At 53.3% G+C, this 13,498-nt stretch carries 13 protein-coding genes and 1 pseudogene; 13 read left to right on the top strand and 1 reads right to left on the bottom strand.

The window, feature by feature from the left end:
• Nucleotides 1-8 precede the first annotated feature (8 nt).
• Nucleotides 9-569 carry an ADP compounds hydrolase NudE gene (gene nudE, locus SK34_RS09905; RefSeq protein ID WP_003023537.1) on the top strand — a complete coding sequence of 187 codons (561 nt, stop codon included), beginning with the start codon at nt 9-11 and terminating at the stop codon, nt 567-569.
• A 55-nt stretch (nt 570-624) separates the two neighbouring features.
• Here nudE and mrcA read toward each other — a convergent pair whose 3' ends face one another.
• Nucleotides 625-3,177 (bottom strand): peptidoglycan glycosyltransferase/peptidoglycan DD-transpeptidase MrcA, encoded by a 2,553-nt coding sequence (gene mrcA / locus SK34_RS09900; RefSeq protein ID WP_003837905.1) that lies wholly within the window; start codon nt 3,175-3,177, stop codon nt 625-627.
• Between the two features lie 120 nt (nt 3,178-3,297).
• Between mrcA and SK34_RS09895 the strand changes: the two genes are divergently transcribed.
• The 12 genes and pseudogenes from SK34_RS09895 to trpS all read left to right on the top strand — a co-directional run bounded on the left by SK34_RS09895 (nt 3,298) and on the right by trpS (nt 13,475).
• Nucleotides 3,298-4,077 carry a type IV pilus biogenesis protein PilM gene (locus SK34_RS09895; protein ID WP_003847992.1) on the top strand — a complete coding sequence of 260 codons (780 nt, stop codon included), beginning with the start codon at nt 3,298-3,300 and terminating at the stop codon, nt 4,075-4,077.
• A pseudogene (locus SK34_RS09890) lies at nt 4,077-4,616 on the top strand (PilN domain-containing protein). Before SK34_RS09895 ends, SK34_RS09890 begins: the two are co-directional and overlap by 1 nt.
• On the top strand, nt 4,600-5,055 hold the full coding sequence (locus SK34_RS09885) for a HofO family protein (protein WP_048232921.1): 456 nt from the start codon (nt 4,600-4,602) through the stop codon (nt 5,053-5,055). The pseudogene SK34_RS09890 and the gene SK34_RS09885 overlap by 17 nt, the downstream one beginning before the upstream one ends.
• Nucleotides 5,045-5,458 (top strand): HofP DNA utilization family protein, encoded by a 414-nt coding sequence (locus SK34_RS09880; protein WP_032948200.1) that lies wholly within the window; start codon nt 5,045-5,047, stop codon nt 5,456-5,458. Before SK34_RS09885 ends, SK34_RS09880 begins: the two co-directional genes overlap by 11 nt.
• Nucleotides 5,361-6,608 (top strand): DNA uptake porin HofQ, encoded by a 1,248-nt coding sequence (gene hofQ, locus SK34_RS09875; RefSeq protein WP_048232919.1) that lies wholly within the window; start codon nt 5,361-5,363, stop codon nt 6,606-6,608. Before SK34_RS09880 ends, hofQ begins: the two co-directional genes overlap by 98 nt.
• Before the next feature lie 404 nt (nt 6,609-7,012).
• Nucleotides 7,013-7,534, top strand: coding sequence for a shikimate kinase AroK (gene aroK, locus SK34_RS09870; RefSeq protein WP_003023552.1), 522 nt, complete (start codon nt 7,013-7,015; stop codon nt 7,532-7,534).
• A 57-nt stretch (nt 7,535-7,591) separates the two neighbouring features.
• Nucleotides 7,592-8,680, top strand: a complete 1,089-nt coding sequence (gene aroB / locus SK34_RS09865) for a 3-dehydroquinate synthase (protein ID WP_003837915.1) — start codon at nt 7,592-7,594, stop codon at nt 8,678-8,680.
• A gap of 96 nt (nt 8,681-8,776) precedes the next feature.
• On the top strand, nt 8,777-10,078 hold the full coding sequence (damX, locus tag SK34_RS09860) for a cell division protein DamX (RefSeq protein WP_048232917.1): 1,302 nt from the start codon (nt 8,777-8,779) through the stop codon (nt 10,076-10,078).
• A gap of 117 nt (nt 10,079-10,195) precedes the next feature.
• Entirely contained in the window at nt 10,196-11,032 is an 837-nt protein-coding gene (gene dam, locus SK34_RS09855; RefSeq protein ID WP_003023558.1) for an adenine-specific DNA-methyltransferase, read from the top strand.
• A 17-nt stretch (nt 11,033-11,049) separates the two neighbouring features.
• Entirely contained in the window at nt 11,050-11,727 is a 678-nt protein-coding gene (rpe, locus tag SK34_RS09850; RefSeq protein WP_003023561.1) for a ribulose-phosphate 3-epimerase, read from the top strand.
• Nucleotides 11,720-12,478: a phosphoglycolate phosphatase gene (gene gph / locus SK34_RS09845; protein ID WP_003837920.1), complete on the top strand. Its 759-nt coding sequence runs from the start codon at nt 11,720-11,722 to the stop codon at nt 12,476-12,478. Before rpe ends, gph begins: the two co-directional genes overlap by 8 nt.
• A complete protein-coding gene (trpS, locus tag SK34_RS09840) occupies nt 12,471-13,475 on the top strand; it encodes a tryptophan--tRNA ligase (RefSeq protein WP_003023564.1) in 1,005 nt (334 codons plus the stop codon). Before gph ends, trpS begins: the two co-directional genes overlap by 8 nt.
• Nucleotides 13,476-13,498 lie beyond the last annotated feature (23 nt).

The raw sequence follows: 13,498 nt of genomic DNA, 5'->3' as shown, positions 1-13,498 counted from the left end.
TCCTCACAATGAGCAAATCATTACAGAAACCCACGATTTTGAAAGTGGAAACCGTCGCCCAATCCCGGCTGTTTAAAGTCGAAAGCGTGGACCTTGAGTTCAGCAATGGCGTACGCCGCGTTTATGAACGTATGCGTCCATCCACGCGTGAAGCGGTAATGATTGTGCCGATTGTTGACGACCACATGATCCTCATCCGCGAGTACGCAGTCGGGACCGAATCTTACGAACTGGGTTTTTCTAAGGGATTAATCGATCCTGGCGAAAGCATTTTTGAGGCGGCGAATCGGGAGCTGAAAGAAGAGGTGGGGTTTGGCGCAAAAGATCTGACGTTTTTAAAGAAACTCAGCATGGCACCATCTTATTTCTCCAGCAAGATGAACATCGTGGTGGCAGAAGATTTATATCCTGAATCGCTGGAGGGTGATGAACCTGAGCCATTACCGCAGGTGCGCTGGCCGCTGGCGCATTTGATGGACCTGCTGGAAGATCCTGATTTTCACGAAGCGCGTAATGTCAGTGCGTTGTTCCTCGTACGCGAATGGCTGAAAGGGCAGGGGCGGCTTTAATTTCTCTGCAGCTAATACACGAACAACAAAAAAGGCGCCTAAGCGCCTTTTTTGATCAGAACAGTTCGTGCGTCTCACCATTATCGATAATGGTCGTCCCCACTTCATGCACCGCCTGTTGCGTCGGCTGAGTGCCTTCAATGAAGTACTCTGCGCGGCTATTGCCACCGCTTGCCAGTTGTCCTGTGCTGCGATCGATATTGACCGTTACGATACCCGGTGGCGGCGTCAACGGCTGTTCAGGCACGCCTTCCAGCACGGACTTCATGTAGGCATCCCATGCTGGCTGCGCACTCTTCGCACCGCCTTCGTAGCCGGAGATTTGGTCTTTGATCGCGCCGGAAGCTGTCGTATGACCAAGGTTGCGGCGATGATCATCAAAGCCGATCCATACTGACGTCACCACGCCTGGTCCGTAACCGGAGAACCACGCATCTTTAGAGCTGTTGGTGGTTCCGGTTTTCCCGCCGATATCATGACGCTGTAAATCGCGACCTGCGCGCCAACCGGTTCCCATCCAGCCTGGTTCACCAAATATATTGGTGTTCAGCGCGCTTTTAATCAGGAAGGCCAGCGGTGTGTTGATCACGTGCGGAGCGTATTCCTGTGTGCCGCTTTGCGCGACCAGTGCCTGGTTAGCCTGCTCAAGCTGTGGCATAGGCACGGCAGCATTCTGCTGTTCCTGCGAGACAGCGACATCTTCTACGTTACTGTTTTCCAGCACGTTAGATTTCTGGGTATCGCCGTAAATCACCGGAATATCGCATTCCGGGCAGGCAATTTTCGGCTTCGCTTCGAAGATAACGCCGCCCATATCGCTTTCGATCTTACTGATGAAATACGGATCGACCAGGAAGCCGCCGTTAGACATCACTGCGTAACCGCGCGCCACCTGCAACGGTGTGAACGAAGCCGAACCCAGCGCCAGTGACTCGGTATGCACAATGTTCTGTGCCGGGAAACCGAAACGTTGCAGATACTCTGCCGCGTAATCCACGCCCATGGCGCGCATGGCGCGTACCATCACCACGTTTTTCGACTGACCCAGCCCCTGACGTAAGCGGATAGGACCGGCGTACTGCGGCGGGGAGTTCTTCGGCTGCCAGTCGGAACCAGCACCGGCATCCCAGCGGGAGATTGGCACGTCGTTGAGCATGCTCGCCAGCGTCAGACCTTTATCCATCGCGGCGGTATACAGGAATGGCTTGATGTTAGAACCCACCTGGCGTAACGCCTGCGTTGCACGGTTAAACTTGCTCTGGTTGAAGTCAAAACCACCAACCAGTGCCAGCACCGCGCCGTTTTGCGGATTGATGGAGACCAATGCGGAGTTGACGTCTGGCACTTGCGCCAGCCACCAGGCATCGCCCACCTGGCGTACCCAGATTTGCTGGCCGGCCTGTACTACGTCGGTCACTTTACGCGGCGTTGGGCCTTGTTGAGTATCCGAGCGGTAAGGACGCGCCCAGCGCATACCATCCATGCGTAATGACACTGACGTACCATCCGCCAGCGCGGCAATGGCTTCCTGAGGATTGGCACTGGTAACAACCGCCGGTAACAGCGGTCCATAAGTCGGCAGCGCTTTCAGCGTATCGGTGATTTTTTTGCTGTCCCAACTGCTTTCGCCCACTTTCCACAGCACGTTCGACGGGCCGCGGTAGCCGTGGCGCATGTCGTAATCCATCACGTTGTTGCGTACTGCCTGCTGAGCTGCCTGCTGTACTTTGCGTGTAATGGTGGTGGTGATGCGATACCCGTCTTCATAGGCTTTTTCACCATAACGGTTATACATCTCCTGGCGCACCATTTCAGACAGATACGGTGCAGAGAAAGCGATTTCCGGCGCGTGGTAGTTGGCGTCAATGGCCTCGCCGCGCGCCTGATCGTACTGGGCCTGCGTGATGTAGTTTTCGCTCAACATACGCGACAGTACAACGTTACGTCGCGCGGTTGCCCGGTCCATCGAATAGAGAGGGTTGAAGGTTGACGGCGCTTTTGGCAGACCGGCAATCACCGCAATTTCACTTAAGCTGAGTTGATCCACCGTTTTACCGAAATAGACCTGCGCGGCAGCACCCACGCCATAGGCGCGATACCCAAGGTAAATCTTGTTCAGATACAGCTCGAGGATCTCGTCTTTACTCAGCAGTTGTTCAATGCGGATCGCCAGGAACACTTCTTTGATCTTACGCATCAGCGTACGTTCCGGGCTCAGGAAGAAGTTTCTCGCCAACTGCTGGGTAATGGTACTCGCCCCTTGCGACGCGTGACCAGAGAACAATGCTACGCTGGCCGCACGGAAGATCCCCACCGGGTCCACCCCGTGGTGCTCATAAAAGCGGCTGTCTTCTGTGGCGATAAAGGCTTTAACCATTACCGGCGGCATCTGATCCAGCGTGACCGGGATTCGACGTTTCTCGCCATACTGCGCGATTAGCTCGCCGTCAGCGCTGTAAACCTGCATCGGGATCTGTAAACGCACATCTTTGAGCGTCGCGACGTCAGGTAATTGCGGCTCGATATAGCGATAAAGGCCATAAATCGAGCCTGCTCCCAGCAGGATGCAACATACTGCAAGGATTAATAAATACTTTACGAACTTCACTGGAGATTTCCCATTTAGTGGCATTTGGGCAGTTTATAAACAAACGCGCGGTAGTATAAAGGCAAGCCAGACGCATTGATATACCCGTTAAAGCGACGGGTGATAAGGAGATCATCAGCAATGGCTTTCAATATCTGGAAAATTGGTCTGCATATTCAGCAACATGAAGTGCTGGCTGTCGCTATCGTTCGCGAAGCATCAGGTTGGTATCTGCAACGCTGGTGGCGTATTCCGCTGACGCCTCAGGTTATCGTCGATGGTCACATTCGCGAGCCTGAACAGCTGGTCGCCGCGCTACTGTCGTGGAGTCGGGAGCTCCCTCGCCGACACCATATTCATCTCTCTTTTCCCGCCAACAGGACGTTACAAAAAAAGTTTCCTCGTCCGACAATGACGTTACGCGAGCCAGAGCAAACCGCATGGTTGTCCGGTTCGATGGCGCGTGAACTGGATATGGCGCCGGATGCGCTGCATTTTGATTATAGCGAAGACACGTTGAGCCCGGCGTTTAACGTCACTGCTGCGCAAAGCAAAGAGATTTCAGCGCTTCTGACGCTTATCCAAACCCTTAAGGTGCAGGTTACGGCGATTACCCCGGACGCCAGCGCGTTACAGCGATTTATTCCCTTCCTGCCGGAGCATCACCAGTGTCTGGTATGGCGTGATGATGCCCAGTGGTTATGGGCGACCCGTTCAGCATGGGGACGTAAATCAACGGGCGATATTAGCTGTATCGAGGAGCTTGCCACGACATTATCTCTGCCCACGACAGCCATTGCGCAATGCTCCCCCGGCGGCTTCGATCCTTTAAGCGCCGTGTTTGTACGCCAGCCGCCCATTCCAACGCAAAGCCATCACTTCGCCATTGCGCTGGGACTCGCTATGGGGGGCGTGTACTGATGATTGCGACCATTAATCTTCTGCCCTGGCGTCAGGCTCGGCGTTACGCTTGCCTGCGCTTCTGGGGCATCTTATTTAGCGCTTCACTCTTGCTTAGTATTGGCGTGTTGTTGCGCTATTACAGCGCTTTGAGTGTAGAAAATCGGGCTGAATTGTTGCTGGCAGACGCCGAAAAGACGCGGGCCGAGGTCCTCATGGCGCTGAAGCCGCGTATGCAACAGCGCCAGCAACGATGACAGCAGGTTCAGGCGCGGAACAAACAGCGTGAGCAGACCCGAAGCTGGCAGCGGGCTTTGCAAGGGCTGGCGGAATTACTGCCGGAGCAGGCGTGGTTAACAAAAATGACCTGGCAGGAGGACACGCTGGAACTGACGGGAAACACACTGAACTTTGCCGCATTGAAGGCATTGGAAGCGCAATTACGCCAGTTGCCGTTGTTTATGTTGAACAGCCCTGGAGAAACGCAGCAGGATGCGCAGGGACGCTGGCAATTCCACTTTCGACTGACACGGAGCGGTGCGCATGATAACGCTCTGTGATGTCTGGTTAGCGCAGTCGCCACGCTTTCGAATCATATGCTGGTGCGGCTGGATGTTGGGGTTACTCATACTGGTGACGCTATGTCTTTACCCCGTAGCGCGGGAGCGGACTATGCAACGCGAGTCGCTGGTCCAGCAACGTGCGGCTATTCAGATGCAATGGCGAGATGTATATCTGCTGGCGGCATCACCAGCAGAGCCTGAAGAGAAACTGACCCTGTTCTCCCCGCTGCTGTTTCAGAATTCACTTACCCGTCTTATCCACTGGCAACCCTCAGCTCAGGGGGGAGAGATGGCGCTGATATCGGCCTGGGATGCTATCCCGCTGACGTTTGTCCAGTTGGCGGCTCAGGGGATGAACGTCAGCCGATTTTCGCTTACCGCAGAAGGCACGGAGTTGCTGCTAACGCTACAGCTGGAGCGCCTGAATGATGGTTGAGCGCTGGCTGTTGATATGCGTAAGCGTACTGATGCTTACCGGTATGCGTAATCCCTTCCTGCCGCCGGAGGACCGTTGTCAAATTGCTGAGCTGTCGACATGGCGTTTTCAGGGCATGGTGAGTCAGGGCACGCGACCCATCGGCATTGTTCAGGATAGCCAGAAAAAATGGCGGCGGGTTAAGCGAAATGACGTCCTGAAAAACGGTTGGACGATTATGCAGATAACGGCCCAGAACATAACCCTCGACACAGAAAAAAACTGCGAACCGCCGCGGTGGCAGTGGCAGCGACAAGGAGCGGTAAATGAAGCGATGGATAGCGTTGATAGTAATGGTACTGGCGGTCGGGATAACAAGCGCGCTGGCGACGAAACCGCAAAACGTGACGCTGGTAGTCGATGATGTGCCGGTTACGCAGGTATTGCAGGCGCTGGCTGAACAGGAACAAAAAAACCTGGTGGTTTCGCCGGATGTCAGCGGTGTGCTGTCGCTGCATTTGACGGATGTCCCCTGGAAGCAGGCATTGCAGACGGTGGTGAAAAGCGCCGGTCTGGTATTACGCCAGGAGGGCAATATTCTGCATGTGCATTCTGTTCAATGGCAGAGTGAAAATGCGGCTCGTCAGGAAAACGAGCAGGCGCGGATTCAGGCTAGTCTTCCGCTGGAACATCGCAGCATCATTTTGCACTATGCTGATGCCACCGAGCTGGTAAAAGCCGGAGAAAAGCTGCTCAGTGCCAAAGGAAGCATGACGGTGGATAAACGAACCAACCGCTTACTGCTGCGTGACAATCGTGTTGTTCTCAACACCCTGGAAACGTGGGTGGCGCAAATGGATTTGCCGGTTGCCCAGGTTGAACTGGCGGCGCATATCGTCACCATTAATGAGAAAAGTTTGCGTGAGCTGGGGGTGAAGTGGTCACTGGCTGACGCACAACAACCGGGGGCGGTTGGGAATGTCACAACGCTTGCCAGCGATCTCTCTGCAGCCACCGCCACATCCCGTGTGGGATTTAACATTGGCCGTATTAACGGTCGTTTACTGGAACTGGAGTTGTCTGCGCTGGAGCAAAAACAGCAACTGGATATCATTGCCAGTCCACGATTACTGGCATCTCACCTGCAACCTGCCAGTATTAAGCAGGGCAGTGAGATCCCTTATCAGGTTTCCAGCGGTGAAAGCGGTGCGACATCCGTCGAGTTCAAGGAAGCGGTACTGGGGATGGAGGTGACGCCAACGGTGTTGCAGAAAGGGAGAATCAGGCTGAAACTGCATATCAGCCAGAATGTTCCGGGACAGGTTCTACAGCAGGCTGATGGCGAAGTGTTGGCTATCGACAAGCAAGAGATTGAAACGCAGGTCGAGGTAAGAAGCGGCGAGACGATTGCGCTTGGCGGGATTTTTTCACATAAGAATAAATCCGCAGCCGACAGCGTGCCGCTATTAGGCGACATTCCCTGGCTTGGCTCTCTTTTTCGCCATGATGGTAAAGAAGATGAACGGCGCGAATTAGTGGTCTTTATAACGCCCAGACTGGTTTCAACGGAATAACTTATGCATGAAAAGCCATTGTTTTTGCACTGAACACGTTTCAGGGATTTGACGTGAGGGTGTATTTAGCATACAAGGAGTACCGATTTGAGCGTCGGTACTTTTCTTTACTTATGCGGCAGTGAATACGCTTTGCCTTTCCGGTGGTGTGCCATAGGCTTATTGGGTGTCATTTGGCTGCGCGATACGTCGCCAGGTCTGATGTTTGCAGGGTAGCAAGCCTGCCACGACCAGAAATGCGTTAGGTTTGGTGATTTATTCAGTTGCCAAACCCGCTTGAGTATTGAGATAATTTTCAGTCTGACTCTCGCAATATCTTATGAGGTTTCAGTTCATGTCCTGCTGCGCTGGGTGTCTGCGAAGCGGGTTTACCATTAACGAATAGTCTTAGTAGTACCGAAAAAATGGCAGAGAAACGCAATATCTTTCTGGTTGGGCCTATGGGTGCCGGAAAAAGCACTATTGGGCGCCAGTTAGCTCAACAACTCAATATGGAATTTTACGATTCTGATCAAGAGATTGAGAAACGAACCGGAGCTGATGTGGGCTGGGTCTTCGATGTAGAAGGTGAAGACGGCTTCCGTGATCGCGAAGAAAAAGTCATCAACGAGTTGACGGAAAAACAGGGTATTGTGCTGGCAACTGGCGGTGGCTCTGTAAAATCACGTGAAACACGTAACCGTCTTTCCGCGCGTGGCGTCGTGGTCTATCTTGAAACGACAATTGAAAAACAACTTGCGCGTACTCAACGTGACAAGAAACGCCCGTTGCTGCAGGTAGAATCACCGCCTCGTGAAGTTCTGGAAGCGTTGGCTGACGAACGCAATCCTCTGTACGAAGAGATTGCTGACGTGACCATTCGAACCGACGATCAGAGCGCAAAAGTCGTAGCAAACCAGATTATTCATATGTTGGAAAGCAACTAATTCTGGCTGAATACACACTCGTCTGCGGGTACATGTAACTAAGGTGGATGTCGCGTAATGGAGAGGATCACAGTCACTCTCGGGGAACGTAGTTACCCTATCACCATCGCGGCTGGTTTGTTCAATGAGCCAGCTTCATTCTTACCGCTGAAATCGGGCGATCAGGTTATGTTGGTGACCAACGAAACCCTGGCCCCCCTTTATCTCGATAAGGTTCGCGGCGTACTTGAACAGGCGGGTGTTAACGTTGATAGCGTTATCCTTCCCGATGGCGAGCAGCATAAAAGCCTGACGGTTCTGGATACGGTTTTCACCGCGTTACTGCAAAAACCGCACGGTCGTGATACCACGTTAGTTGCCCTTGGCGGCGGCGTGATTGGCGATCTGACCGGTTTTGCGGCAGCCAGCTATCAACGTGGTGTTCGTTTTATTCAAGTCCCGACAACCCTGTTGTCGCAGGTCGACTCCTCCGTTGGCGGCAAAACCGCCGTAAACCATCCCCTCGGTAAAAACATGATTGGCGCGTTTTACCAACCGGCCTCCGTGGTGGTGGATCTCGATTGTCTGAAAACGCTTCCTGCGCGTGAGCTGGCATCGGGGCTGGCGGAAGTGATCAAATACGGCATCATTCTTGACGGTGAATTTTTCAGCTGGCTGGAAGACAATCTGGATGCGTTGTTGCGTCTGGACGGTCCGGCGATGGCGTACTGTATTCGTCGTTGTTGTGAGCTGAAAGCAGAAGTTGTCGCAGCAGACGAGCGCGAAATGGGCTTACGTGCTTTACTGAATCTGGGGCACACGTTTGGCCATGCGATCGAAGCTGAAATGGGTTATGGCAATTGGTTACATGGTGAAGCAGTTGCAGCAGGTATGGTAATGGCTGCCCGTACGTCTGAACGTTTGGGTCAGTTCACCTCCGCTGATACGCAGCGCATCATTACGCTGTTACAGCGAGCAGGCTTACCGGTGAATGGGCCGCGTGAAATGTCCACTGAGGCTTATCTGCCGCACATGCTGCGAGATAAAAAAGTGTTAGCGGGAGAGATTCGTTTGGTGCTTCCGCGAGCGATAGGGAAGAGTGAAGTGCGCGGCGGAGTGTCGCACGAGGTGGTTCTTAACGCTATTGCTGATTGCCAGCAGGCGTAACAACAAGAAAGGTCAGGCTTACGTTGCGAAACGTAGGTCTTTTAGCTTCAGGTTATGTGCAAAGTCGTAAGCATTAACCTTTGAGTGGGGTGTTAAATGGATGAATTCAAACCAGAAGACGAGCTGAAACCCGATCCCAGCGATCGTCGTACTGGTCGTTCTCGTCAATCGTCTGAACGCGATAATGAGCCGCAAATCAATTTTGATGATGTTGATCTGGATGCTGACGATCGCCGTCCTGCGCGCGCACGCAAAGAGCGTGATGAAGAGCAGAACATTGAAGAAGAGTATGAATCTGATGACGATACCGTGGATGAAGAGCGTGTAGAACGTCGTCCGCGCAAGCGTAAGAAAGCCGCCAGCAAGCCTGCCTCCCGCCAGTATATGATGATGGGCGTAGGGGTTCTGGTACTGCTGCTGCTGATTATCGGCATTGGTTCTGCGCTGAAAGCCCCCTCATCTTCTTCCAATGAGCAGGCAGCATCTGGTGAGAAGAGCATCGATCTCTCTGGCAGCAATGCAACGAATCAGGCGAGTGCAACGACACCTGCAACGGGCGCAGAGCAGACTGCTGGCAATACCCAGCAGGATGTTTCCCTGCCACCGATTTCCTCTACCCCGACTCAAGGTCAGGCACCTGCGGCAACTGAAGGGCAGCAGCGTGTTGAAGTGCAGGGCGATTTGAACAACGCTCTGACACAACCGCAAGGCCAGGAGCAAGTTAACAACGCTGTGGTTAACTCTACGCTGCCGACCGAACCTGCGACCGTTGCGCCGATGCGTAATGGTAATGCTGCGCGCCAGACTGCGAAAACGGAAACGACTGAACGTCCTGCGGCTACGCATCAGGAACGTAAACAGGCCGTAATTGAGCCGAAGAGCAAACCGCAAACTACGGTGAAAGCGACGCCGACAGAGCCGAAACCTGTTGCCCAGGCAAAACCAACCGCAACTGCGCCGACTACCACAACCAAAGCGCCTGTGGTAACCGCTACGCCGAAAGCGACCGCTGAGCCGAAAGCAACCACGACGGCGCCAGCACAGACCGCAACGCTTGCGCCAACGGCGACAGCAACAACGACAACACCTGTTGCTGGCGGAGCGAAAAGTGCAGGTAACGTTGGAGCGTTAAAATCTGCGCCGTCCAGCCATTACACGCTGCAGCTCAGCAGTTCTTCTAACTACGACAATCTGAACGGTTGGGCGAAGAAAGAAAACCTGAAGAACTATGTGGTGTACCAGACGACGCGTAACGGTCAACCGTGGTATGTTCTGGTGACAGGCGTGTATGCGTCTAAAGAAGATGCGAAACGTGCAGTGTCTACGTTACCCGCTGATATTCAGGCGAAAAACCCGTGGGCAAAACCGCTGCACCAGGTTCAGGCCGATTTGAAGTAAGATAGGATATGTTCTGCAATGGTTTGCTGTTTCGCCCAATTGCGGGACAAAGACTAAAGCGCAGGATGCTGTCGGAGCTTTCTCCACAGCCGGAGAAGGTGTAATTAGTTAGTCAGCATGAAAAAAAATCGCGCTTTTTTGAAATGGGCAGGGGGGAAATACCCCCTGCTTGATGATATCAAACGGCATTTACCTCAGGGTGAGTGCCTGATTGAACCTTTCGTGGGTGCCGGGTCGGTGTTTCTCAACACCGACTTTTCTCGTTATATTCTTGCCGATATCAACAGCGACCTTATCAGTCTCTATAACATCGTGAAGACGCGTACCGATGAGTATGTGCAGGCTTCTCGTGAGCTGTTTATGCCTGAAACCAATCAGGCTGAGGTGTACTATCGGTTCAGAGAAGAATTTAATGCCAGCCAGGATCCGTTCCGCAGAGCAGTGCTGTTCTTGTATCTGAACCGTTTTGGTTACAACGGATTATGCCGTTATAACCTGCGCGGCGAGTTTAACGTCCCGTTTGGGCGTTATAAAAAACCTTACTTCCCGGAAGCCGAGTTGTACCATTTTGCTGAGAAAGCGCAGAATGCGGAGTTCCATTGCCTCTCCTATGAAGAGTGCATGGACCGTGCGGATAGCAACTCTGTGGTCTATTGCGACCCGCCTTATGCACCACTTTCGGCGACGGCAAATTTCACTGCGTATCACACCAACAGCTTTAGCCCGAAAGAACAGGCGCATTTGGCCGAGATGGCAGAAAAGCTGGTCAGTAAGCAGATCCCAGTGTTAATTTCGAACCATGACACGCCCGATACCCGTGAATGGTACCGAGCGGCGAAACATTTTCAGGTCAAAGTGCGGCGCAGCATAAGCAGCAATGGCGGCACGCGTAAAAAGGTGAACGAACTGCTGGCACTGTATAAACCAGGAGTCGTAACGCCTGCGAAGAAATAAATCTCAAGGAGAAGCGGATGAAACAGTATTTGATCGCCCCCTCAATTCTGTCGGCTGATTTTGCCCGCCTGGGTGAGGACACCGCGAGAGCACTGACTGCCGGTGCCGACGTTGTGCACTTCGACGTCATGGACAATCACTACGTACCGAACTTGACCATCGGACCGATGGTACTGAAATCGCTGCGTAAATATGGCATCACTGCCCCGATTGATGTTCACCTGATGGTGAAACCGGTCGATCGTATTGTCCCGGACTTCGCCGCCGCCGGTGCCAGCATCATTACTTTTCACCCGGAAGCCTCCGAGCATGTCGATCGCACTTTACAGCTGATCAAAGAGCATGGCTGTAAAGCGGGCCTGGTGTTCAACCCGGCAACGCCGCTGAGCTATCTGGACTACGTCATGGATAAGCTTGATGTGATCCTGCTGATGTCCGTTAACCCAGGCTTTGGCGGGCAGTCCTTCATCCCACAAACGCTGGATAAACTGCGCGAAGTGCGTCGTCGCATTGATGAATCTGGCTACGATATCCGCCTCGAAGTGGACGGCGGTGTCAAAGTGAACAACATTGGCGAAATTGCCGCGGCAGGCGCAGATATGTTTGTCGCAGGCTCCGCGATTTTCGACCAACCAGACTACAAAAAAGTCATTGATGAAATGCGCAATGAACTGGCGAAGGTAAGTCATGGATAAGTTTCAGGATATTCGGGGCGCTGCATTTGACCTCGACGGCACGCTGGTCGACAGCGCGCCGGGATTAGCCGCAGCGGTGGATATGGCGCTGTATGCGCTGGAATTGCCGGTTGCCGGAGAAGAACGCGTTATCACCTGGATTGGTAACGGTGCAGATGTACTGATGGAGCGCGCGCTGGCGTGGTCTCGTCAGGAGCGCGCGACATTACGTAAAACGATGGGTAAACCGCCCGTTGATGATGATATTCCCGCTGAGGAACAGGTACGTATTTTGCGTAAGCTGTTCGACAGATACTACGGTGATGTCGCAGAAGAGGGGACATTCCTGTTCCCTGATGTTGCCGACACGCTGGGCGCGCTGCATGCGAAAGGATTGCCGCTGGGTCTGGTGACCAACAAACCGACCCCGTTTGTCGCGCCATTACTCGAAGCATTAGATATCGCCAAATACTTTAGCGTGGTCATCGGTGGTGACGACGTGCAGAATAAAAAACCGCATCCGGATCCGCTGCTGCTGGTGGCAAGCAAGCTTGGCATCAAGCCTGAGCAAATGCTCTTCGTAGGGGATTCACGCAATGATATTCAGGCGGCAAAAGCTGCTGGCTGTCCGTCCGTTGGCCTGACCTATGGCTACAACTACGGTGAGTCGATCGCGCTGAGCCAGCCCGACGTTATTTACGACCGTATTAATGAACTACTGCCCGCTCTCGGGCTTCCGCATAGCGAAAATCAGGAATCAAAAAATGACTAAGCCCATCGTTTTTAGTGGCGCACAGCCCTCAGGTGAATTGACCATTGGCAACTATATGGGTGCGCTGCGTCAGTGGGTGAGCATGCAGGATGACTACCATTGCATCTACTGCATCGTTGACCAACATGCCATCACCGTTCGTCAGGATGCTCAGCAGCTGCGTAAAGCAACGCTCGATACGCTGGCGCTGTACCTGGCATGCGGTATCGATCCTGAAAAAAGTACAATTTTCGTGCAGTCTCACGTACCGGAGCATGCACAGTTAGGTTGGGCACTGAACTGCTACACCTACTTCGGCGAGCTGAGCCGTATGACCCAGTTCAAAGATAAATCCGCACGCTATGCGGAGAACATCAACGCCGGCCTGTTTGATTATCCGGTACTGATGGCGGCAGACATTCTGCTGTATCAGACCAACCAGGTACCGGTTGGCGAAGATCAGAAACAGCATCTGGAACTGAGCCGCGATATCGCCCAGCGCTTCAACGCCCTGTATGGCGAGATCTTCAAAGTGCCTGAGCCGTTCATCCCTAAATCCGGCGCGCGCGTAATGTCGCTGCTGGAGCCGACGAAGAAAATGTCCAAGTCGGATGACAACCGCAACAACGTGATCGGTCTGCTGGAAGATCCGAAATCTGTGGTTAAGAAAATCAAACGCGCGATGACCGACTCTGAAGAGCCGCCTGTTGTACGCTACGACGTGCAGAACAAAGCGGGCGTTTCCAACCTGCTGGATATCCTCTCTGCGGTTACCGGCCAGAGCATTCCGGAGCTGGAACAGCACTTCGAAGGCAAAATGTATGGTCATCTGAAAGGTGAAGTCGCAGAGGCCGTTTCCGGTATGCTGACCGAGCTTCAGGAGCGTTATCACCGTTTCCGTAACGATGAAGCTTTCCTGCAGAAAGTGATGAAAGACGGTGCGGAAAAAGCCAGCGCACGTGCGTCTGTTACGCTGAAAGCCGTTTACGAAGCGATTGGTTTTGTCGCCAAGCCGTAATGCGCTCTGTGTTGTTGAAGAAA

The organism is Citrobacter sp. MGH104, from assembly GCF_001034485.1.
In the GTDB taxonomy this organism is placed as follows: domain Bacteria; phylum Pseudomonadota; class Gammaproteobacteria; order Enterobacterales; family Enterobacteriaceae; genus Citrobacter; species Citrobacter freundii.
This window is presented reverse-complemented; position numbering and strand designations above follow the sequence as displayed.